We start from the raw sequence: 22629 nt of genomic DNA, 5'->3' as shown, positions 1-22629 counted from the left end.
GCAGACTCGGATTCATGTTGGAGACCTCGGCACGACTCCTGCGTCTGCTCTCGCTGCTGCAGGCGCACCGCGAATGGTCGGGCGCGGCCCTGGCCGACCGCCTCGGCGTCACCCCGCGCACGGTCCGCCGCGACGTGGACCGGCTGCGCGAACTCGGCTATCCGGTGAACGCCAGCCCCGGCACGGGCGGCGGCTACCAGCTCGGCGTGGGCGCCGAGCTGCCACCGCTGCTCCTCGACGACGACGAGGCGGTCGCCGTGGCCGTCGGCCTGCGCACCGCCGCCGGACAGGGCATCGAAGGCATCGGCGAGACCTCCGTGCGCGCCCTCACCAAGCTCGAACAGGTGCTGCCGCACCGGCTGCGCCGCCGGGTCGGCGCCCTCAACGCCTTCACCGTGCCGATGCTGCGCGGCCCCCAGCCCTCCGCCGTCGACCCGGCCGTCCTGACCGACCTGGCCGCCGCCTGCCGCGACTCGGAGCGGCTGCGCTTCGAGTACCGCGACCACGGCGGTTCCTCGACCCGCCGCACGGTCGAACCGCACCGACTGGTGTGCACCGAGCACCGCTGGTATCTGGTCGCCTGGGACGTCGACCGTGACGACTGGCGTACGTTCCGGGCCGACCGCGTCACGCCCAAACCGCCCCACGGACCGCGCTTCACGCCCCGGCAGCCGCCCGCCGACGACCTGGCCGCCTATGTGTCCAAGGGCGTGTCCGTCCGTGCGTACGCCACGCACGCCGTCGTCCGGCTGCTCGTGCCGAAGGAGGAGGCGGCTCAGCGGATCTCGCCCTCGGCCGGGACGCTGGAGGCGGAGAGCGACGGCAGCTGCATCCTGCGCACCGGGGCCGCGAGCCTCGACGTGATGGTGATCCACGTGATGCTGACGGGCCTCGACTTCGAGGTGCTGGAACCCGTCGAGCTCGTCGAGGCGATCAGGACGGCACGGGACCGGCTGACCCGGACGCTGGAGCGGGCTGCGTCTCAGGAGGCGCGTACGGCCTCCTGAAGCGTGGGTGCTGTGCTTGAGCCATGCATTTCCTATGGTGTGTCAGCTTCCGGAACACACCCCGGAATCGGAAAGGAAAGGCGCGGACGCGGGGTCGGCATCGCGTTTTCCGGCCGGATATTCGGGCCGCGGCCGCGGTAGTCCCGGGTACTCCCGAATTACGTTCGAAGGCGGGCGGAACATGTCCGGAACCGCTCGTAAGTGTGACGATCCGCTGCGCATCGGCTGATGTCCCCGAGGCCGAAACGGGTGTCGTTGTCCTGTGACAGAAGCGTGACCGGAGAGGGACCGGTGACTGATGGTGGCGGGTCCGGGCTTCCGCAGCCGCATTCCGCCGCCTAACGTGGCGGCATGGCACCGATTCCCACTCCTCCCGCAGAGCCCTCGGACACTCCGGACGCGTACGTCGGACTGGAGGCGAGCGGCGCAGAGCGGCTGGCCCGTGAACGTGGCTGGTCCACGGTGCGGTCGCTGCCACCGGGCGCGATCATCACGATGGAGTACCTCTCGGGGCGGCTGAACTTCGAGGTCGCCGACGGCCGGGTGACGCGCTGCTGGAAGGGCTGACCCGCCACTTGTCCGCACACCGTGAGACGTGCACGTCGTGAGAGCGCGCTTCGTGAAGCATGGCAAGTATGGCGAAGGCCCCGGCTCCTTGAGCCGGGGCCTTCGCCGTGCGCGGGGCGTGGTGTGTGCGTACCGGGCCCCGCAGTCCTTGCTCAGCCGCCTGTCAGGGGGCGGGCCGAGGTGGTGCCACGTGTCACTCGGTCCGACTGTGGAGGTCTGCGGCTTCCGATGGGCGTCACCGGGGTGCGCTCCGAGCGGGCCAGATGCGGGCCCGGCGCCAGGTAGCCCTGCGGCCGGGGCGGCCGGGAGGCGGCCACCGGCTCGCGCACCACGGGCTCCTCCTCGTCGGCCGGGCTGCCGAGCGGGGAGAGCGCCGCGGGCGCGCCCACCGGGGCGGCCGGAACCGGCGCGGTACCGCGCCGGCGGGCGCGCCAGGTGTCACGCAGGTCGAAGATGCCGGTCTCGGCGCGCGCGATCAGCGGCTCGCACCAGGGCAGCGCGAGCAGGATCAGCAGGCCCGCGGCCCAGCCGAGTACCACGTCACTCAACCAGTGCGTACCGAGGTAGACCGTGGTCAGGCCGACGCCGAGGGAGACCACGGCGGAGACGGCCGACAGCCAGCGGCGGGCCCATGGCGTCGAGGCCAGATAGGCGAGGATGCCCCAGGTCACGACGGCGTTGGCGGTGTGGCCCGAAGGAAATATGTCGCCGCCCAGCCACATCTCGTTCGAGCCGACGTTGGTCGCGTAGTGCGGACCGAGACGGCCCATGCTCAGCTTCGCGGCGCCCACCGTGATGTTCAGCAGCAGCAGCGAGGCGCCCAGGACGAGCAGCGGGCGCAGGGTGTGCTGCCGCCAGGAACGCCAGCCCAGCCAGGCCGCGATCATCACGGCGGTGGGGCCGCGCTGGCCCAGCACCACGTAGTAGTCGAGGAACGCGTGGATCTCCGGCCACTGCTGGTACGGCCGGAAGAACATGACCTGCCAGTCGAACCGGACCAGCCACGACGTGATCACGATGGCCCACACGATGGCGACGTAGAAGGCGAGCGTGGACGCGAAGAGGACCACTCGGTGCCGGCTCATCCTGGGCACGTCGATGTGGGCCGGTCGTTCCGGCTCACGGTCCAGCCGGGCGAAGACCCGGTCCAGACGAGTCAGCTTTCGTTCGGTACGCACTCAATCGACGTTACAGCGAGTGAGCTGTGTTCCAGGCCGAAGCACCCTCTTTGTGATGACGATGTGATGTGGGATTGCTCTCAGGAGGGCGTTTATTTCCTTGGATTATGGAATCCCTCGTGCGCTCTTCCTTCCATTCGATTGATCATTCCAATGTGAAGTTTTGGGACGCTTTTGAATTCGTTCACCGAATGCTCGCACGCACTTCTCCGGCTGCTCACCCGCAACCCTGGGTGATCATGGCGGGCCGGAGCCGTTCAGCCAGAAGGCGCCGTACACCGCCGAAGCCACCGCCACACCGCCCAGCACCCACGCCGACCTGGAGGTTCGCAGTCGGGCGAGGGCCAGGGCGGGAGGCAGCAGCAGGGGGAAGGCGGGCAGCAGAAGGCGTGGTTTCGAGCCGAAGTAGCTCGACGCGCACAGAGCGAGCACGGTGACGACCCCCGCGTACACCAGAAGCGGCAGCGGCTGCCGCTGCCGTACGCAGATCACGTACAGCCAGACCAGCAGGCCCACGCCGATGATCAGCGCGAGTCCGGCGAGGGCCGACGGGAACGACGTGAACTTGTCGGCGACGAAGCGGGCGAAGGCGTAGCCGCCGTCGAAGCCGTTGCGCCAGCCCGCCTGGACGTCGAGATAGCCCAGCGGACCCTTGCCCGTGTGACGGCCGACCCACAGGACGTAGCCGGCGGCACCGAGGGGCGCGAGGAGCATCGCCAGGGCGCGCTGCCATCTCCGTGCGCTGGTCGGTGCCGGAACGCTCCGCTCCCGTACGAACGAGGCAATGGCCGCCACCCAGACGGCCGCGACCACCGCCGCGCCCACCGGGCGGGTCAGGCCGGCCAGCGACGCGAGCAGGCCCGCGGTCAGCCAGCGGCCGGTCAGGACCGCGTACAGCGACCAGGCGGCGAGCGCCGTGAACAGCGACTCGCTGTACGCCATCGACTGCACGATGCCGACGGGCAGGACCGCCCACAGCAGCACCGCGCAGACCCCGGCCCGGCTCCCGTACACATGGTCCGCGACCGCGAAGATCCCCCAGGCCGCGGCGAGCGAGGCCAGCGCGCTGACCAGCAGACCCGCGTCCGCGTACGAGAGAGGAGTGACCGCCGCGAAGGCACGCTCCAGCCAGGGCAGCAGCGGGAAGAACGCCAGGTTCGAGTGCACGTCCCCGTTGGGCAGCCGCACCTCATAGCCGTAGCCGAGCTCGGCGACCCGCGTGTACCAGAGGGAGTCCCAGCGGGCGGAGAGCAGCTGGTGCGGGCTCTTGTCCCGGGCCGCGCTCCACACGGCCAGCGTCACCAGGCCCAGCGCACGCACCGCCGCGTATCCGAGGAGAGCGGGTGCGGCACGGCGCCAGGCGGGTCCCGCACGGGGCGGCGCGACGGGCGTCTCAAGATCGGTCACGGGCTCGATTATCGACGCCGCCCGGAACCGGGGACCCCGGCGGGGCGTGCTTGCCGACGGGGGAGCGTGGCGCATGCCACACGTGTCTGAAAGGAACGTGAGAGGTCCGCCACCTGTCCTCGACGGGAACTCGCGTACCCTGACCACTCACTCGCCTTTGTTGCGTGGGTCCGGGACACCGCTCCTCCTGGGCCGCAGCCGCAGGGAGTCCCCACCCAGCGGATCCGCCGAACGCGAGGGAACATCTGGGAGGTACGTACATGTCCGGGACGACCACGGCCGCTGCGCGTTGCCGTCGGGAGACCGGGGCCGGTGCAAACCGCTGGGTCGTCCTCATCGTCCTCTGCGTCAGCCTGCTGCTCGTCGCCGTCGACGCCACCGTGCTGCACGTAGCCGTGCCCGCCGTCACCGAGGACCTCACACCCGGCGCGATAGAGCTGCTCTGGATCGTCGACATCTACCCGCTCGTCTGCGCCTCGCTGCTGATTCTCTTCGGCACGCTGGGCGACCGCGTAGGCCGCAGACGCGTTCTTCTCCTCGGGTACGCGCTCTTCGGCGTCGCATCCGCCATAGCGGCCCTCGCCGACAGTGCGCAGGTGCTGATCGCGGCGCGCGCCCTGCTCGGCGTCGGCGGCGCGATGATCATGCCCGCGACGCTGTCGATTCTGCGGCAGGTCTTTCCCGACCGGCGCGAGCGGGCGCTCGCGATCGGCGTCTGGAGCGCCGTCGCCGCGGTCGGCGCGGCCGTCGGACCGCTGCTCGGCGGGTTCCTGCTCGAACACTTCTGGTGGGGCTCGGTCTTCCTCATCAACATCCCGCTGATGCTCGTCAGCCTGCCCGTCGGGCGGCTGCTGCTGCCCGAGTCGACCGGTGACGGCGACGGGCCGTGGGACGTCGTCGGCGCGCTGATGGCCGCGGCCGGGCTCTTCGGCGTCGTTCTCGGCGTGAAGCGGCTCGGCGGCGGAGAAGCCCCGCTGAGCGTCTTCACGGCGGTGCCGCTTCTCGTGGGCGCCGGTCTGCTCGTCGCCTTCGTACGGCGGCAGCGGCGACGCCGGCATCCGCTGGTCGACCTGAAGATGTTCGCCCGGCCGGCGTTCAGTACGTCCGTGGGGTGCATCGTGCTCGCGATGCTCGCGCTCGTCGGTCTTGAGCTGATCGCCGCGCAGTATCTCCAGCTCGTGCTGGAGCTCTCCCCGCTGGAGACCGGGCTGCGGCTGCTGCCGCTGACCATCGCCGCGATGGCCGCGGGGCTTGTCGGGGCGAAGCTGCTGCAGCGGTTCGGGCCGCGGACCATGGTCTGTTCCGGGTTCTGTCTCACCGCCGCGGCGGTGATCACGCTGACGGGGATGGGGAGCCACGACAACGCTCCGCTGTTGCTGACCGGGTTCGTGCTGCTCGGGTTCGGGCTTGAGGTGACACTCTTCGGGGCGTACGAGTCGATGCTGAGCGAGGCTCCGCAGGAGCAGGCCGGTGGGGCCGCGGCGATCGGGGAGACCTCGTATCAGCTCGGGGCCGGGATCGGGATCGCGCTTCTGGGGAGCGTGATGAATGCGGCGTACTCGCCCGGACTTGCGTCCGTTCCGGGGGTCTCTGCCGGGGAGTCGGCTGCGGCTCGGCATTCCCTGGGGGAGGCGTACGAGGTCGCGGGGCAGTTGGGCGGGGGGCCCGGGGAGGCGTTGCGGCATGCTGCGCGGCATGCGTTCGTGCATGGGCTGCATGTGACGTTGCTGGTGAGTGCGGGGTTGTTGTTGCTGGGGGCGGTGATGGCGCTGCGGTTGCCTCGGGGGATGGAGTGTGGGGCGGCCGGTGTGGAGGTGCCCGGTCCTCGGGAGGCGGAGGCCGGGGCGGGGGCTTCGTTGCGGGTGGAGTCTGTTGGCTGACTGTTTTTGGTGTGGTTGCGCTTTCATGCCTTTCCCGCCCGCACCGCCCGTTGAGGTCGCCAGTCCCGTGCGGGTTTTCCGCGGGACGTCTCGCCGTCGGCGGCCGCGGGTCCGTACGGGGTGAGGCCCTCCAGGCTTCCCCGCCCCGCGCCGCGTGAAGTTGCCCTGGACGTGCGCGACACTGCGTCGTAACGTCGGGCCTCGCCCGTGGTTAACAGTGCTAGTTTTTTGTGCCGGAGGCCTCTGTCGTGTCTGCTTCCTCTTCTTCTCTTTCGTCGAGCTCTTCATCGAAGCTGCCGCCGTTCGATCCCGCTGATCCGCTCGGTGTCGATGATCTGTTGAGTGCGGAGGATCTGGCGGTCCGGGGGACCGTGCGGGCCTGGGCGGCGGATCGGGTGCTGCCGTATGTGGCCGAGTGGTACGAGAAGGGTGAGTTGCCCGGGATCCGGGAGCTGGCGCGGGAGTTGGGGGAGATCGGCGCGCTGGGGATGTCGCTCGACGGGTACGGGTGTGCCGGGGCCTCCGCCGTGCAGTACGGGCTCGCCTGTCTGGAGCTGGAGGCCGCCGACTCGGGGATCCGCTCGCTCGTCTCCGTGCAGGGATCGCTCGCGATGTACGCCATCCACCGCTTCGGGAGCGAGGAGCAGAAGCAGACGTGGCTGCCGCGGATGGCCGCCGGCGAGGTCATCGGGTGCTTTGGGCTCACCGAGCCCGATCATGGATCCGATCCCGGGGGCATGCGTACCTACGCAAAGCGGGACGGCTCCGACTGGGTTCTCACCGGGCGGAAGATGTGGATCACCAACGGGTCCGTGGCGGGCGTGGCCGTGGTGTGGGCTCAGACCGATGACGGGATCCGTGGGTTCGTCGTGCCCACCGACCGTCCCGGGTTCTCCGCGCCCGAGATCAAGCACAAGTGGTCACTGCGTGCCTCGGTCACCAGCGAGTTGGTGCTCGACGAGGTGCGGCTGCCCGCAGACGCGGTTCTGCCGGAGGTCACCGGGCTCAAGGGGCCGCTCAGCTGTCTGTCGCACGCCCGGTACGGAATCGTGTGGGGCGCGATGGGCGCCGCGCGGTCCAGTTTCGAGGCGGCGGTCGAGTACGCCAAGACGCGCGAGCAGTTCGGGCGCCCCATCGGCGGATTCCAGCTCACCCAGGCCAAACTCGCCGACATGGCGGTCGAACTGCACAAGGGCATTCTGCTCGCCCACCATCTGGGGCGGCGCATGGACGCGGGACGACTGCGTCCCGAGCAGGTCAGCTTCGGCAAGCTCAACAACGTACGAGAAGCGATCGACATCTGCCGTACGGCACGGACGATTCTCGGCGCCAACGGAATCTCGCTCGAATACCCCGTGATGCGGCACGCCACGAATCTCGAGTCGGTGCTGACGTACGAAGGCACCGTCGAGATGCACCAGTTGGTACTGGGCAAGGCGCTCACCGGTCTCGACGCGTTCCGGTAGGCGAGTTCCTACCGCGGCGACGAGAGGCGGGCCCGGTGAGCGGCCCTGCTCAGCTCTGGTTGAAGAAGCCGTCCGCGCGGCGGCCGGCGGGCTCCCCGCTGACGATTTCGGTGTCGGCGGGGGTCAGCAGGAAAACCCGGTTCGACACACGCTCGATCGAGCCGCGCAGGCCGAAGATCAGGCCGGCCGCGAAGTCGACGACGCGCTTGGCGTCGGCCGCCTCCATGGCCGTGAGGTTCATGATGACGGGAACGCCGTCGCGGAAGAGCTCGCCGATGCCACGGGCGTCCCGGAAACTGTCCGGGGTGACCGTGCCGATCCGGCGGCCCTTCTCCTCGGCTGCTTCCGACGCCACCTTCACTCGCGGATCCGTGACCCAGGCATCCCTGGCTCCGGTCTCGGACCCTTCTGCGTAATCGTCGTCGTAGTAACGCTCGTCATCGTTGTCGTCGACGAGGCCAAGCCAGGCACTCGCCTTGCGCACCGATCCCATGGACGCCTCCTCTCACAGCGGTCTTTCTTTTCTCCGCATCCCCATGGTCGTGCATGATGCGGATGTCGCGCCAAGGGGATAGACGCCGCGCGGGGGTTTCGTGACGGTACTGGTGCACAGCGAATTCGTCGAGAGGCCGCGTACCCCAAGGGTCGTGCCGTACACCGCTGCTGACTGAGAGTGAAATATGATTCTTCACGGCGGACGGGTGACGGCTGGGGCGTACGGGTGAACGGGTGGTCGGTACGATGCCGCAGCTCAACGTCGTACACACCACGGGGGATCGTCGTGTTCGGAATCGTCAGGCCCTGCAGTCATCGGCTCGGGGAAAGCCTCAAAACCCAATGGATGGCGCATTTGTGCGGGCTGTGTCTCGCACTTCGCGGGGATCACGGACAGTTCGCACGGGTCGTCACGAACTACGACGGCTTGCTGATATCGGTTCTGACGGAGGCTCAGGCCGATCGCGCCACAGGATGGCGGCGCACCGCGGGGCCCTGTCCATTGCGCGGAATGCGGAGCGCTTCGGTCGCCCAGGGTGAGGGAGCCCGGCTCGCCGCCGCCGTCTCGCTGGTGCTCGCCTCCGCGAAGATGCGCGACCACATGGCCGACGGGGACGGGCTGTTGGCCCGTCGGCCCCTGGCACTCGCGGCCCGCAGGGTCGCCACGAACTGGGGGCGGGCGGGCGCTCGTACGGGTTCCGACGTCGGCTTCGACACCGCCGTGCTGGTCGACGCCGTGGACCGGCAGGTGGGTATCGAAGCGCTCGCCGGGCCCGGCACCCCGCTGCTGACCGTCACCGAGCCGACCGAGACCGCGACCGCCGCGGCCTTCGCGCACACCGCGATCCTGGCCGGACGGCCCGGCAACGCGGAGCCGCTCGCCGAGGCCGGCCGGCTCTTCGGACGGCTCGCGCACCTCCTGGACGCCGTGGAGGACAGGGAAACTGACGCCGCGTCGGGCGCCTGGAATCCGCTGACCGCCACCGGTACGCCCCTGCCGGAGGCCCGGCGGCTCGCCGACGACGCCCTGCACGGGATACGGCTCGCGCTGCGGGACGCGGAGTTCACGGACGCGAAGCTGGCGCACGTGCTGCTCGCCCACGAGCTGCGCAACTCGGTGGACCGTACCTTCGGAACCTCCTCCTGCTCGCACCGGGGGGCGGAGCTGTACGGGCCGCCGCCGGGCAATCCGTACGCCCCCTCCGGGCCCGGCGGTCCGCCGCCCCCTCCCGAGCCGCCACGCCGTGACCGGCGCGGACTCCTCGCGGGCTGCGCCGTGTGGATGGGGCTGGCCTGTACGTGCCAGATGTGCTGCTGCGAGTACGACGACCCGTGGAGCGGGGAGCGCAAGGAGGGCATCTGCCGGCGGTGCGACAACTGTGACGACTGCTGCGACGGCTGTGACTGCTGCGGGAACTGCTGTGACGGGTGCGGATGCGATTGCGGCTGCAATTGCTGACCCGCCTGTTCGTCACCGTCGGGCCCGATGGTCTCAGGCCCGACGGTCTCGCGCTGACGGTCTCGGCCTGACGGGTTCAGGTCCGACGGCCGGTCAGTCCTTGTGCTCCGGTGGTGAGATCTCCGTCTTCTCGATCGCCGAGCCGGTCGTGCCCCACTTCTTGAGGATCTGGTCGTACGTGCCGTCCGCGACGAGCCTGTTCACCGCGGCCTGGAACGCGGGGGCCAGTTTCGTGCCCTTCTTGAAAGCGAAGCCGACGTCGAGGCGGTGGAACTCGTTGAGGAACTTCAGCCCTTCCTGCTGGGCGACGGCATGGCGCAGCCCGTTGATGGTGCTCATCACGATGCCGCTGCGACAGAGGAGTGACTCTCCCGACGAGGACGGCGGACGGGAGAGGAAGCCAAAGAGGAAGAAGGCGGGAAGGGAACTGGGAAGCGCGAGGGGAGGGGTGCGCGTGTGAAGGCGTGGAGAGGGTGGAGAAAGGTGGGAAACGCAGAAGGCGCCCGCCCATGAAGGGCTCGGGCGCGCAGGGGGTCAGCTCAACAGGAAGAGGACCACACTCGACCGAAGTCGATGTGGGAGCGCTTGACCAGCCACTGCTGCGGATGCATGGGAGCAAGTGGAACAGGCATCCGGTTTGGCGTCAACTGGCGTGAGACGTACGGCTCACAGTGTGGACGGCCTTGACAGCGAGGGGAAACGCACCCGTAGTCTCGGTGGACGGCCCTGCTGAGGGGCTCGGCCGTACACGCCGTACGACGCCCTCGTGGCGTCGTGTGTTCCGCGTGACCCGTGTGAAGGCACCACCCGTGTTCGACTCGACGTTTCACGGAGCCTTCGCATGTCCTCGCACACCCTTACCAAGGTGGCCGCGCCGCAGGACGCGGTGCCCCTGCGCATCGTCCCCCGCCGCCGCCTCGGCCAGTGGACCGCCGCCGGCGTCGTCCTGATCCTGTTCGGGCTCGCCGTCAACTCCGTCGTCCGCAACGAGGCTTTCCAGTGGGACGTCGTCGGTGACCACTTCACGTCCGCCTCGGTACGTTCGGAGCGCAAGCGATGAGTCAGGTCGCTGTACGCCCCTCGCTGGTGATCGTGGGAGCCGGGCCGCGGGGGACCGGCCTCCTGGAGCGGATCGCCGCCAACGCGCCCGAGTTGTACGGGAGTTCGGGTGGTTCCGGTGATTCGGGCGGCAGCTGGGACGGTTCGGAGGGGCTCGACATCCATCTCGTCGACCCCTACCCGCCGGGCGGCGGCCGTATCTGGCGCGAGGCTCAGTCACCGCTGCTGTGGATGAACTCCGAGGCGCAGGACGTCACGATGTTCACCGACGAGACGGTCGACATGGCCGGACCGGTGCGCGAGGGCCCCACGCTGCACGAGTGGGCCGCACTCGACGGACGCGTCTTCGCGGACCGGCAACGGCAGGGCACGTACATGCGCTGGGTCTACGAGCAGACCGTCGCCGCCCTCCCGCCGGGCATCCGCGTCCACCATCACGCCCGCCGTGCCCTGCGGGTCGTCGGTCCGCGCGAGGGGCGCCAGCAGGTGTGGCTGGAGGGCCGCCCGCGCCCGCTCCTCGCCGACCTGGTCGTCCTCACGCTCGGCCACCTCGATGCGGAACTTGACGATGAACAGCGCGAGTTGGCCGCGTATGCCCGCGCCCACGATCTCGTCCACCTGCCGCCGGACTTCACCGCCGACAGCGACCTGTCCGCGCTGGCGCCGGGCGAACCGGTGCTCGTACGCGGCTTCGGGCTCGCCTTCGTCGACCTGATGGTGCTGCTCACCGAAGGGCGTGGCGGACGCTACGAGACGGGCGCGGACGGGGAGTTGACGTACCGGCCGTCCGGGCGCGAGCCCGTGCTGCACGTCGGTTCGCGGCGCGGAGTTCCGTACCACTCGAAGATCGGCTACGACTGGACCGGCGAACGGCCGCCGCTGCCCCGGTTCTTCGGGCCGGGCGAGGTGGACGCCTTGCTCGCGCGCCCCGGCGGGTTCGACTTCCGGCGGGACGTGTGGCCGCTCGTCGAGAAGGAACTGGGTTTCGCGCACTACCACCGGCTGTTCACGGCACACCCCGGGCGCACGGACATGGCCTGGACGGACTTCGAGGAGAAGTACGCGGCCGGTGACAGCGCCGAGATCCAGGCGCTGGTCGCCTCGGCCGTGCCCGACACCGCCGACCGGTTCGACCCGGCCGCGCTCGACCATCCGCTGGACGGGGTGCGCCATGCCTCGTACGACGAACTCCAGGACGGTCTGCGGGCCTACATCGAAGGGGACCTGACCCGGCGTCACGATTCCTCGCACAGCCCGGACATGGCGGTCTTCCTCGGACTCCTGTCCGTCTACGGGCAGTTGGTGCGGCTCGGTGACATCGGGTCCTGGTGGCACGGCTTCTTCAGCTATCTGGCGTCGGGGCCGCCCGGACCGCGGCTGCGGCAGATGCTCGCCCTGTCCCGGTCGGGGGTGCTCAGGTTCCTGGGTGCCGGCATGACCGTGTCGGCCGCGGACGGTGTCTTCCGGGCCGGGAGCGCCGGTGTGCCGGGGGAGTACGTCGAGGCACGGGCGCTCGTCGAGGCGCGGCTGCCGCATCCCACGGTCGAGCGCACGCGCGACTCGCTGCTGCGCGAGCTGTACGCCGAAGGGGCCGCGGGGACCCCCGAGGGGCTGCTCGCCGTGGACCCCGTCGACGGGCGCGTCCTCGACCGCTCCGGCACCCCGCATCCACGGCGATTCGCGCTCGGACCGCACACCGACGCCCGGGGCTCCGGTGCGTTCACCCGGCCGCGCACGGGAGGGCCCGCCTTCCGGCAGAACGACGCAACGGCGCGCGCCGCACTGGCATTTCTGCGCGCGCTGTCCTGTAGCGCCGCCGCGTAACCACACCCTCCGCCGCCCGGCACCCCCGCTTGTTTCCTTCGCCCAGAGGACTCCCATGTCGCTGACCAGTGATCCACCCCTTGCCAGAACATCCGCCGAGCCCGAGGACTACGGCGCGCTCAAGGTCGTGCCCGTACGCCATCCCTGGCGCTGGGTCGCGGTGATCGTGACCGCCGTGCTGCTCGCCCAGTTCGTCCACGGGCTCGCCACCAACTCCGGCTGGGAGTGGGAGGTGTTCGCCGAGTTCTTCACCGCGGAGGTGATCCTCAAGGCGGTCTGGGTGACGCTACAACTCACCTTCTACGGGACGGCGTTGGGCTTCGCGCTCGGCATCGTCCTCGCGTTCATGCGGCTGTCGGCCAGCCCGTTCCTGAAGGCCGTCTCCTTCGCGTACATCTGGGCGTTCCGGTCGATCCCGCTGATCGTGCAGCTGCTGTTCTGGTTCAACCTCGCCTACCTCTACAAGGAGTTGGAGTTCGGCATCCCCTTCGGGCCCGGCTTCTTCTCCTTCGACACGATGGGCCTGGTCGGCGCGATGAGCGCGGCCGTGCTGGGGCTGGCCCTGCACCAGGCCGCGTACGCCGCGGAGATCGTGCGCGGCGGCGTACTGTCCGTCGACAGCGGGCAGTTGGAGGCGGCCGCCGCGCTCGGCATCCCCAGGCTGCGGCAGATCCGGCGGATCGTGCTGCCGCAGGCGATGCGCTCCATCCTGCCGAACGCCGCCAACGAGGTGATCTCCCTCTTCAAGGGCACCTCGATCGTCTCCGTCATGGCGATCGGCGAGCTCTTCTACCAGGTCCAGGTCATCTACGGACGCAACGGCCGGGTCGTACCGCTGCTCATGGTCGCGACGGCCTGGTACATCCTCCTGACCACCGCGCTCTCGGTCCTCCAGCACTACGTCGAACGGCACTTCGCGAAGGGAAGCACCCGATGAGCGCGCCGCTGACCAAGGACGGGGCGGCCGCCGCCCCCATGGTCGACATCAAGTCCGTGCACAAGAGCTTCGGTTCGCTGGAAGTCCTCAAGGGCGTCGACCTGGAGGTGCGGACCGGTGAGGTCACCGTCATCCTCGGCCCGTCCGGCTCCGGCAAGTCCACGCTGCTGCGGACCATCAACCACCTGGAGAAGGTCGACCAGGGGTGGATCAGCGTGGACGGCTCGCTGGTCGGCTACCGGCGCTCCGGCGACAAGCTGTACGAACTGCGCGAGCGGGAAATCCTCAGGCAGCGCACCCGGATCGGGTTCGTCTTCCAGAACTTCAACCTCTTCCCGCATCTCACGGTGCTGGAGAACATCGTCGAGGCCCCGGTCTCCGCGCTGAAGCGGTCCCGCAAGGACGTCACCGGGACCGCGCGCGGGCTGCTCGACCGGGTCGGACTCGCCGACAAGGCCGACGCCTACCCGAAGCAGCTCTCCGGCGGACAGCAGCAGCGCGTGGCCATCGCCCGCGCGCTCGCCCTGGAGCCGAAACTGCTGCTCTTCGACGAGCCGACGTCCGCGCTCGACCCCGAGCTGGTCGGCGAAGTCCTCGACGTCATCAAGGACCTGGCCCATCAGGGCACCACGATGATCGTCGTCACGCACGAGATCGGTTTCGCCCGCGAGGTCGCCGACACCGTCGTCTTCATGGACGACGGCCGCATCGTCGAACAGGGCACCCCCGGCGACGTACTCGACCGGCCGCGGCACGAACGCACCCGTGCCTTCCTCTCCAAGGTTCTCTGAACCGGCAGCTGTCCGATCGTTCCAACCTCTCTTCCCACACCAGGAGTTCACCCGTGATATCCCGACGTACCCTCGCCGCCTCCGTCGCCGCCCTCGTCGTCGCCCCCCTGCTCAGCGCCTGCGGCGGTGACAGCGACGCGGCGACCGGGACGGGCGGCTCCGGCACCAAGAAGGTCGGCGACGTCAACATCGGCCCGGACCAGAACCGGATCCGCGGCAAGAAGGTCGACGACATCGCCGCGCTCGTCCCGGCTGCGATCCGGGGGCGCGGCACGCTGAAGCTCGGCCAGAGCGCCGACGCCTCGCCGCCACTCGGCTTCTACGCGACCGACGACAAGACCAGAATCGGTTCCGAGATCGACCTCGCGACCCTCGTCGCCGACACCCTCGGACTGAAGCTCGACAACGACGAGGTCTCCTGGGAGAACCTCTTCGTCGGTCTCGACAGCGGCAAGTTCGACGCCGTCTTCTCGAACGTCACGGTCACCGAGGAGCGCAAGGAGAAGTACGACTTCGCGACCTACCGCCTCGACAACATCTCGTTCGAGGCCAAGAAGGGCACCGACTGGAAGATCGAGGGTCCCAAGGATGTGGCGGGCAAGACCATCGCCGTCTCGTCCGGCACCAACCAGGAGAAGATCCTCGTCGACTGGAGCAAGCAGAACGAGAAGGCGGGCCGCAAGCCGGTGTCCATCAAGTACTTCCAGAAGGACACGGACTACTACCTGGCCCTCCAGTCGGGTCGTATCGACGCCTACCTGGGCCCCAGCCCGTCCGCCGCGTACCACGTGGCCTCGGCAGGGCAGTCGCAGATCATCGGCACGCTCTCCGGTGCCGGCGACGACCTCCAGGGCAAGATCGCCGCCACCACGAAGAAGGGGAGCGGGCTCGTCGACGCGTACGCGGCCGCCGTCAACCACGTGATCGAGGACGGCAGTTACGGGCGGGTGCTCAAGCGCTGGGGCCTGTCGAGCGAGGCCGTGCCGAAGTCGGAGATCAACCCGCCCGGCCTGCCGAAGATCTAGGAGATCCCGGGATCCCGGAGCCCCGACGGTCGCGACCGCCGGGGCTCCGGGGAGGTCGCGACCGCCGGCGCCGCGCCGGACGGAATACACCGGCGCGACGCCGCGCTCACACCTCGGGCCGGGCGGAGCCCGTGTGGAAGGGTTGATCACATGACGACGGAACACGGGGCGGCGGACGCGTCCGAGGACTGGAAGCACTGGCACGAGCACCGCACCGGGACGGTGTCCGCGCCCTACGGCCCGCTCGCGCTCAGCGGCACCCACTGGATCGAGGACTATCCGGAGGGGCTACTTCCGGACATGCCCGGCCGGTGGTCCGCGGACGGTGACGCGGTAGTGCTGACGGCCGACGCGGCCGACGGACTCCTCGTGGACGGGGAGCCCTTCGCCGGTGAGGTCAGGCTCGGGGCCGACCCCGGTCCGGCCGTCACGGCCCGGGTCGCGCACGGCGAGCGCCGGTTCGTCGTCCTCGTACGCGAAGGGGTGCTGGGCGTGCGCGACTTCGACCCCGCCTCCCCGGCCCGGCGGGCGTTCCGGGGCATCGAGGCCACGCCGTACGATCCACGCTGGTCGGTGCCGGGCCGTTTCACGCCGTACGGGGAGGACCGGACCGTACGTGTGGCGAACGCCGACGGACGGGAGCGCGGGCTCGGGCTCGGCGGTGAACTCGCCTTCCGGCTGGACGGGCAGGACCTGACCCTTCAGGTGACGGTTCAGGGGGACGGATCGCTGTGGGCTGTTTTCGGCGATGTGACGAGTGGGAACGGCAGTTATCGCTTCCGGTTCCTGCGCCCGGCCGCTCCTGACACCGAGGGGCGCACGACGGTGGACTTCAACCGGGCCCTGCTCCCGCCCTGCGCATTCGCAGGCCACTTCATCTGCCCATTCCCGCCGCCGGGCAATACCCTGAGCGCGGCGATTGCCGCCGGGGAACGCAATCTGCTCCGATAATCCGCACGTAATCCACACACTGCCGTCGTTGAGATCAACTCCCGTGGGACATACGTAAGTTGAACGCCGCACGGCCGAAAGGCGCCCTTGCGCCCGTCGGGTGTGCGGCCAAATACTCCCCCCAGCGCCTTGTCAGGGGCACGGCTTGTCCGGAATCCGGGCATTCTGCCTCTGGCGTGCGCCTCACGGGCCCCGACCCCACGCGGGCCCCCGACTTCCCTTTGGAGGGAACGAACAGTGAGGACCAAGCGCACCACCCCCCGCAGCGGGATAGCGAGACGGACCCGGCTGATCGCCGTCACCTCCGGACTCGTGGCCGCGGCCGCATTCACCATCCCTTCCGCGAACGCGAGCGACGCACAGACGTTCAGCGCCTCCCAGCTGAAGAGCGCCAACTCCTCGGTGCTCAAGGCCGATGTGCCGGGCACCGCCTGGGTGACCGACGCCAAGACCGGCAAGGTCGTCGTCACGGTCGACAGCACCGTCTCCAAGGCCGAGATCGCGAAGATCAAGCGGGCCGCGGGCACCAACGCCGGCGCTCTGCAGATCAAGTACACCCCGGGCAAGTTCAACAAGCTGATCAAGGGTGGCGACGCCATCTATGCGAGTAGCTGGCGCTGCTCCCTCGGCTTCAACGTCAAGAACAGCGCGGGCGCCGACTACTTCGTGACCGCCGGTCACTGCACCGACGGCGCGGGCACCTGGTACTCCAACTCCGGCCGCACCACGGTCCTCGGGCCGACCGCGGGATCCAGCTTCCCGACGAACGACTACGGTCTCGTCCGGTACAGCAACACGAGCATCGCCAAGGAAGGCACCGCGGGCAGCGTGAACATCACCAGCGCCGCCACCCCGGCCGTGGGCACGAACGTCATCCGCACCGGTTCCACCACCGGCACCCGCACCGGACGCGTCACCGCGCTGAACGCGACCGTCAACTACGGCGGCGGCGACATCGTCTACGGCATGATCCAGACCACGGTCTGCGCCGAGCCCGGCGACTCCGGCGGTCCGCTCTACGGCAGCAACGGTGTCGCCTACGGTCTGACCTCCGGCGGCAGCGGCAACTGCACCTCCGGTGGCACCACGTTCTTCCAGCCGGTCACCGAGGCACTGGGCGCCTACGGAGTCAACGTATTCTGACCGGTACGCGACACATCGACACCCGCGTGACCTGACTGCAGCCAGCAGCAGACGAGCCCCCGCCCGCCGTTCGCGGTGCGGGGGCTCGTCCTTGGCCGCGGGGGCCCGCCCGGGTGCAGTGGAAAGACCGGGGGAACAAGGAAGTGGCTTCAGACCGGCAGCGCCACGTACGCCGCAGTCCGCTGCTGTTCACGACACCGCTGGCGCTGCTCGTGGTGCTGGCGCTGGTGCTCCTGTGGGAGATCACGCGCGGCAACGTGACGGGGGAGCTGAGCCGCCAGTGGCCCTGGCGGCTGCGGCTGATGGACACGGACGCGCTGGGCAGCCTGCTGGCGGTCGCCCTCGCCGCGGTGCTCGGCCGGGCGCAGTACGCGCGTACGGTACGGCCCGCGCTGGGCTGGCGTGCGTCCTGGGTGCCCGGCACCTTCGCCCCGGACGAGCCCGCCTGGGAGGTGGGCATCCTGAACGGCGGTCCGCAGCACGCCGTGGTGGAGCGGGTGGAGTACCGACTCGTACCGCACGACGGGTCTCCCGGGGACTGGACCGACCACACGGGGCTGCTGCGGGAACTCGCCGCCATGGGGCTCGTGCACGGCAAGCACTACCGGCAGATGCTCGTCGGCGCGGGCTTCCCCCTGCCGGGCGCCACCGGGTACGAGACCGCGCCCCACGGCGCGTACACCCAGCGGTTCGTCGACGAGATCGACGAGTTGCGGCTTCGGCTGCGGGTGACGGACGCCGTGGGCGACAGCCATGAGCGGGTGATGGACCTGATGCGCGGGGCGCGGCTGGAGCGGCCGGGGGCCGCGGGGAGCGGGCTCATAGTGGGGCCCGGGGTGTGAGGCGGCCCCGGGTGTGAGGCGGCCCCGGGCGTGAGGCGGCCTCGGGTGCGAGGGGCCCCGGGCGTGAGGTGGTGGCCCGGGTCAGGCGTCGGTCCGTGGTGTCGCGCACAGCCAGTCCAGTACGTCCGGGAGGGCCTCCAGGGCTGAGAAGTGGCTGCCCTTCGGGTCCAGGACCGGGCGGGCGCGGGGGATGCGCTCGGCCAGCCACTCGAAGTGGCCCACCGGCGAGAAGGTGTCCTCGGCGCCGTGCCACAGCAGCACGGGGCGGGTGATCTGCGCAGGGTCGAAGCCCCAGTGGCTCAGCAGCGCCAGGGTGTCGTCGAGCCAGCCGTAGGCCGACTCGCGCAGCGCCTCACGGTAGTTGCGCAGCAGCATGTCGCTCACGGCCGGGGTGGCGACGATCCGGCGGTCGGCGTCGGTGAGGCCGTCCTTGACCGACGCGAGGAGCTGTGCCGGGTCCGCGCGGATCGCGGCGGCCCGGGCGGCGAGCCGGTCCGCGAACTCCAGGGGGTCGGTGAGCGCCTGCGTGAACTCCTCGACGTTGGACCTCGCCATCCCGTCGAACCAGTTCAGCCCCTCGGCGACGGGCGGCGCGAGGCTCGCCATCGCCGCCGCCCGTCGCACCCGTGAGGGCAGCAGCGCCGCGCAGGCCAGCGCGTGCGGGGCACCGCCCGAGCGGCCGAGCACCGCGAACCTCCCGAGCCCGAGCCCGTCGGCCAGCGCCGCCACGTCCCGCGCGGCCTGCGCCACCCGGCGTCCGGGACCGCGGTCCGAATCCCCGTACCCCGGCCGGTCGTACGCGATGAACCGCACCCCGGGACGCTCGGCCATCAGCTCCGCAGGCACCGCCCCGTGCCGGCAGCCCGGTGTGCCGTGCAGCAGGATCACCGGGCTGCCGTCCGGGTCCCCCCACTCCTCGAACGCCAGCAGTCGTCCGTCCCGCATCCGTATCCCGTTCGGCACCTCGGTCCTCCATCTCCCCTTCGCGTCCGCGCCGGAGTTACCGTCGAAGTACACACCTGTTGCGCCCGGTACGGACCCTGGGGGTCGTAATGATCGAGGAGCTGGTGACGGCGGGAGTGGCTCTCGCGTCCGTCGGAACGGTGTACGCGATGGCGGCGGCCCGCGTCGTCAAACAGTACGAACGGGGCGTGGTGCTCCGCCTCGGCAAACTGCGATCCGGGGTGCGTGGTCCGGGATTCACCATGATCGTGCCCTTCGTGGACCGGCTCCAGAAGGTCAACATGCAGATCGTGACGATGCCGGTACCCGCGCAGGAGGGCATCACCCGGGACAACGTCACGGTGCGGGTAGACGCCGTCGTCTACTTCAAGGTGGTGTCCGCCGCGGACGCGGTCATCCGGGTCGAGGACTACCGCTTCGCGGTCTCGCAGATGGCGCAGACGTCGCTGCGCTCGATCATCGGCAAGAGCGAGCTGGACGATCTGCTCGCCGACCGCGAGAAGCTCAACCAGGGCCTGGAGCTGATGATCGACAGCCCTGCCGTGGAGTGGGGCGTCTCGATCGACCGCGTCGAGATCAAGGACGTGTCGCTGCCGGAGACGATGAAGCGGTCGATGGCCCGGCAGGCGGAGGCCGACCGTGAGCGACGGGCCCGGGTCATCAACGCCGACGCCGAGCTCCAGGCCTCCAAGAAACTGGCGGAAGCCGCCGGAGTGATGTCCGAGCAGCCCGCCGCGCTCCAACTCCGGCTGCTGCAGACCGTGGTGGCGGTCGCGGCCGAGAAGAACTCCACGCTCGTCCTGCCCTTCCCCGTCGAGTTGCTGCGGTTCCTGGAGCGGGCGCAGCAGCCGGCGCAACAGGCGGCGCCTCCCGCGCCCCAGGTGCAGCAGCCTTCGGACCAAACGGCTCAGACACAGCCGTCGTTGCCCGAGGCGCAGCAGCGTCCGATCCAGCCGCAGGAGCTCTCGACGCAGGCGCAACAGCTGTTGGCGCAGTGGCAGCAATCGATGCAGGAGCAACTCCCGCCCGTCGAGACACCGTTGGATCCGGGCTTCGGAGGGTCGAAATCCGGACAGGACTAGACCTCACAGGCTGCCGTTAGTTACTCGCTCGTAGTGTTTGCTATGGGAATCGACGTGGTGAGACGGCTACTTGTCAACGCGCGTCAACCATGCGGGGGCGCGCGTCCGTTGTGGCACGCGCGTCCTGAAGTCGACCTTGTGTGCTCCCGTACGGCCTCGGAATAGTGGGCGGCGTCCGTTGGCATGGACGCGGCTTTTATTGTGAGTCGGGCCCATGTCCGTACACCTTTCGGTCCCGGTGGCCCCCCACGGCCGCCGTTTCCGACCCCCCACAGGAGGACACAAGTTGAAGCACCGACGCATACCCAAGCGGCGGGCGGCCGTGGCAGGTGCGGGCATCGCCGCACTGGTCGCCGCGGGAGTCACCTTGCAGAGTGCGAACGCGAGTGAGACCGCACCCGCTCCCGAGCTCAAGACCCTCTCGGTTACGGCGGCCGGAAAGCTCGCCTCGACGCTCGGCAAGGACCTCGGCACGGACGCGGCGGGAACGTATTACGACGCGAAGGCGAAGAGCCTCGTCGTCAACGTGCTCGACGAGGCCGCGGCCGAGACCGTCGAGTCGGCCGGCGCCAAGGCCAGAATCGTCGAGAACTCCCTCGCCGAACTGAAGGGCGCCCGTACGACGCTGAAGCAGGACGCGACCATCCCCGGCACCTCGTGGGCGGTCGACCCGGCGACGAACAAGGTCGTCGTCACCGCGGACCGTACGGTCAAGGGCGCGAAGCTGGCGCAGCTGACCAAGGTCGTCGACGGGCTCGGCGCCAAGGCCGAACTCAAGACCACGAAGGGGGAGTTCAAGCCCTTCATCGCCGGCGGTGACGCCATCACCGGCGGCAGCGGCCGCTGCTCGCTCGGCTTCAACGTGGTCAAGGGCGGCGAGCCGTTCTTCCTCACCGCCGGGCACTGCACCGAGGGCATCACCAACTGGTCCGACTCGTCCGGCACCGAGATCGGTGAGAACGCGGACTCCAGCTTCCCCGACAACGACTACGGCCTGGTGAAGTACACCGCGGACGTGGACCACCCGAGCGAGGTGAACCTCTACAACGGTTCCGCTCAGGAGATCACGGGTGCGGCGGAGGCGACCGTCGGGATGGAGGTCACCCGCAGCGGGTCCACCACCCAGGTGCACGACGGGTCGGTGACCGGTCTTGACGCCACCGTGAACTACGGCAACGGCGACATCGTGAACGGGCTCATCCAGACCGACGTGTGCGCGGAGCCGGGTGACAGCGGCGGGTCGCTGTTCTCGGGCAGCAGCGCGATCGGACTCACGTCTGGTGGCAGCGGGGACTGCACCTCCGGTGGGGAGACGTTCTTCCAGCCGGTCACCGAGGCGCTGTCCGCCACGGGTACCGAGATCGGCTGACGGTTCCGTCGCGGGTCTCCGAAAGCCCCGCTCCCGCTCGCGCGGGGGCGGGGCTTTTCGGGTCGGGTGCTTCGTGCGGGCCGGCCGAGGCGGGGTGCGCAGTTCCCCGCGCCCCTAAGAGCTACGGGGCTGAGCCTTGCTCCGTAGCGAGCCCGCGATGAGTGTGACCGCGCTGCCGACTGCCGCCCAGGCCGAGAGGACCAGGAGCGAGGCTGTCGTGTCGTTGCCCTTGAAGTAGGCGATCGAGCGGGCCGTCCAGGTGCCGGCGCCCGGGGGGAGGGCGGGGCCGATCGCCCTCCAGAAGGGCGGGAGCATCGGGGGCGGAAGGGCGCCGCCCGCGCTCGGGTTGCCCAGGATCACGATCAGCAGGACGGCCACTCCGATGCCGACGATCCCGAAGAGGCACTGGAACGCGAGCGTGGCCGCTCCCACCGCGAAGGTGATCAGCGCGCCGAGACCCCAGAGGGCCCAGACGCTGCCCAGCAGGGCTCCCAGGACCGGTCCGACGATGAGCGCGCCGCCGAGTCCGCCGACGATCGCGAACAGAGCCATGGCGGCGAGCCGGATCGTCGCGCGCCGGGGGTTGGCCGGCCGTGCGCCCGCGCTGATCGCCAACGCCGACGCGCACAGATAGCCGCCCACGCACCAGCCGACGACCAGGTAGAAGGTGGTGAGCCCGTTGGCGTCCTGCGTGTCGGCCGGGACCACGTCGACGGTTCTCACCGCGCGCCCCTGGTCCTTCTCCAGCCCGGTGACGAGCGCGATCAGTGCGCTGGTCAGGACCTTGCCGCCGCCGGACGCGACCAGCAGGGTGTCGGTGGTGCCCGCCGGGTCGATCACAAGGGCGCCGTCGATGTCGCGGTTCACGATCTGATCGCGTGCCGTCTCCCGGTCAGGGAGCGCGCGAGGGTCCAGGGGCTTGCCGGGGAGCTGCTTCAGACGGGTCACCGCCTGGTCCGCGGCGGCTCCCGGGGCGACCACCCCGAACGCCACGTCCTTCGGTTTCGGGTTGTGCAGCGCCCCCACATAGGAGGCGATGAAGAGCAGTTGCAGGGCGACCACACCGATGACGAGCAGCGTGGCCCGCGGAGTGACTCCGTCCTTCACCTCTTCGAGGAAGGTTCGGCGTGGGGCCCCGGCTGTCTGTGTCATGCCCCCACGGTCCGAGCCGCCCGGCGTTTGCG

General features: G+C 69.9%; 19 protein-coding genes and 2 pseudogenes. 15 read left to right on the top strand and 6 right to left on the bottom strand.

Going from position 1 to position 22629, the window contains the following annotated elements; all coding sequences use genetic code 11:
* The first annotated feature begins 14 nt into the window (after positions 1–14).
* Together ACZ5VQ_RS24020 and ACZ5VQ_RS24015 are read left to right on the top strand one after the other, a co-directional pair.
* On the top strand, positions 15–1007 hold the full coding sequence (locus tag ACZ5VQ_RS24020; protein WP_469106645.1) for a helix-turn-helix transcriptional regulator: 993 nt from the start codon (positions 15–17) through the stop codon (positions 1005–1007).
* A gap of 351 nt (positions 1008–1358) precedes the next feature.
* Positions 1359–1574: an I78 family peptidase inhibitor gene (locus ACZ5VQ_RS24015; protein WP_269652154.1), complete on the top strand. Its 216-nt coding sequence runs from the start codon at positions 1359–1361 to the stop codon at positions 1572–1574.
* Between the two features lie 152 nt (positions 1575–1726).
* Here ACZ5VQ_RS24015 and ACZ5VQ_RS24010 read toward each other — a convergent pair whose 3' ends face one another.
* Both ACZ5VQ_RS24010 and ACZ5VQ_RS24005 read right to left on the bottom strand, forming a co-directional pair.
* The gene (locus ACZ5VQ_RS24010; protein WP_469106644.1) at positions 1727–2752 is read right to left on the bottom strand and encodes a phosphatase PAP2 family protein; all 1026 of its coding nucleotides are present in this window, start codon (positions 2750–2752) and stop codon (positions 1727–1729) included.
* A 237-nt stretch (positions 2753–2989) separates the two neighbouring features.
* Positions 2990–4159, bottom strand: a complete 1170-nt coding sequence (locus ACZ5VQ_RS24005; protein WP_469106643.1) for a glycosyltransferase family 39 protein — start codon at positions 4157–4159, stop codon at positions 2990–2992.
* Positions 4160–4419: 260 nt separating this feature from the next.
* Here ACZ5VQ_RS24005 and ACZ5VQ_RS24000 point away from each other — a divergent pair, with 260 nt between their 5' ends.
* On the top strand, positions 4420–6039 hold the full coding sequence (locus tag ACZ5VQ_RS24000; RefSeq protein WP_469106642.1) for an MFS transporter: 1620 nt from the start codon (positions 4420–4422) through the stop codon (positions 6037–6039).
* Positions 6040–6332: 293 nt separating this feature from the next.
* Positions 6333–7505, top strand: coding sequence for an acyl-CoA dehydrogenase family protein (locus tag ACZ5VQ_RS23995; RefSeq protein ID WP_469106684.1), 1173 nt, complete (start codon positions 6333–6335; stop codon positions 7503–7505).
* Between the two features lie 49 nt (positions 7506–7554).
* Here the strand turns inward: ACZ5VQ_RS23995 and ACZ5VQ_RS23990 are convergent, their stop codons facing one another.
* On the bottom strand, positions 7555–7998 hold the full coding sequence (locus tag ACZ5VQ_RS23990) for a cell division protein SepF (protein WP_143635919.1): 444 nt from the start codon (positions 7996–7998) through the stop codon (positions 7555–7557).
* A 288-nt stretch (positions 7999–8286) separates the two neighbouring features.
* Between ACZ5VQ_RS23990 and ACZ5VQ_RS23985 the strand changes: the two genes are divergently transcribed.
* Positions 8287–9459 (top strand): DUF5685 family protein, encoded by a 1173-nt coding sequence (locus ACZ5VQ_RS23985; RefSeq protein ID WP_469106641.1) that lies wholly within the window; start codon positions 8287–8289, stop codon positions 9457–9459.
* 93 nt (positions 9460–9552) lie between these two features.
* Here the strand turns inward: ACZ5VQ_RS23985 and ACZ5VQ_RS23980 are convergent.
* Positions 9553–9813: pseudogene (locus ACZ5VQ_RS23980) on the bottom strand (ABC transporter substrate-binding protein); the annotation flags it as partial.
* A 487-nt stretch (positions 9814–10300) separates the two neighbouring features.
* Between ACZ5VQ_RS23980 and ACZ5VQ_RS23975 the strand changes: the two are divergent.
* From ACZ5VQ_RS23975 to ACZ5VQ_RS23940, 8 genes and pseudogenes are all read left to right on the top strand, one after another.
* A pseudogene (locus tag ACZ5VQ_RS23975) lies at positions 10301–10498 on the top strand (amino acid ABC transporter permease); the annotation flags it as partial.
* Positions 10499–10515: 17 nt separating this feature from the next.
* Entirely contained in the window at positions 10516–12342 is a 1827-nt protein-coding gene (locus ACZ5VQ_RS23970) for an FAD/NAD(P)-binding protein (RefSeq protein WP_469106640.1), read from the top strand.
* 55 nt (positions 12343–12397) lie between these two features.
* The gene (locus tag ACZ5VQ_RS23965; RefSeq protein ID WP_469106639.1) at positions 12398–13279 is read left to right on the top strand and encodes an amino acid ABC transporter permease; all 882 of its coding nucleotides are present in this window, start codon (positions 12398–12400) and stop codon (positions 13277–13279) included.
* Positions 13276–14070, top strand: a complete 795-nt coding sequence (locus ACZ5VQ_RS23960) for an amino acid ABC transporter ATP-binding protein (RefSeq protein WP_325176303.1) — start codon at positions 13276–13278, stop codon at positions 14068–14070. Before ACZ5VQ_RS23965 ends, ACZ5VQ_RS23960 begins: the two co-directional genes overlap by 4 nt.
* Positions 14071–14123: 53 nt before the next feature.
* Positions 14124–15095 (top strand): ABC transporter substrate-binding protein, encoded by a 972-nt coding sequence (locus tag ACZ5VQ_RS23955; protein WP_469106638.1) that lies wholly within the window; start codon positions 14124–14126, stop codon positions 15093–15095.
* Between the two features lie 150 nt (positions 15096–15245).
* Complete coding sequence (locus tag ACZ5VQ_RS23950) at positions 15246–16046, top strand: DUF1684 domain-containing protein (RefSeq protein WP_469106637.1); 801 nt, start codon at positions 15246–15248, stop codon at positions 16044–16046.
* Positions 16047–16283: 237 nt separating this feature from the next.
* Positions 16284–17189, top strand: coding sequence for a S1 family peptidase (locus tag ACZ5VQ_RS23945; RefSeq protein WP_469106636.1), 906 nt, complete (start codon positions 16284–16286; stop codon positions 17187–17189).
* 143 nt (positions 17190–17332) lie between these two features.
* Positions 17333–18031 (top strand): hypothetical protein, encoded by a 699-nt coding sequence (locus ACZ5VQ_RS23940; RefSeq protein ID WP_469106635.1) that lies wholly within the window; start codon positions 17333–17335, stop codon positions 18029–18031.
* Between the two features lie 81 nt (positions 18032–18112).
* Here ACZ5VQ_RS23940 and ACZ5VQ_RS23935 read toward each other — a convergent pair whose 3' ends face one another.
* Entirely contained in the window at positions 18113–18994 is an 882-nt protein-coding gene (locus ACZ5VQ_RS23935; RefSeq protein ID WP_469106634.1) for an alpha/beta fold hydrolase, read from the bottom strand.
* An 89-nt stretch (positions 18995–19083) separates the two neighbouring features.
* Between ACZ5VQ_RS23935 and ACZ5VQ_RS23930 the strand changes: the two genes are divergently transcribed.
* Positions 19084–20076, top strand: coding sequence for a slipin family protein (locus ACZ5VQ_RS23930; RefSeq protein WP_469106633.1), 993 nt, complete (start codon positions 19084–19086; stop codon positions 20074–20076).
* Between the two features lie 286 nt (positions 20077–20362).
* Positions 20363–21445 (top strand): S1 family peptidase, encoded by a 1083-nt coding sequence (locus ACZ5VQ_RS23925; protein WP_469106632.1) that lies wholly within the window; start codon positions 20363–20365, stop codon positions 21443–21445.
* A gap of 114 nt (positions 21446–21559) precedes the next feature.
* Here ACZ5VQ_RS23925 and ACZ5VQ_RS23920 read toward each other — a convergent pair whose 3' ends face one another.
* Positions 21560–22597 (bottom strand): ABC transporter permease, encoded by a 1038-nt coding sequence (locus ACZ5VQ_RS23920; protein ID WP_469106631.1) that lies wholly within the window; start codon positions 22595–22597, stop codon positions 21560–21562.
* Between the last annotated feature and the right edge of the window lie 32 nt (positions 22598–22629).

It is taken from the genome of Streptomyces sp. NPDC033178, from assembly GCF_055577685.1.
Note: the sequence above shows the minus strand (reverse complement) of the source record. Positions and strands in the feature narration are given on the sequence as shown.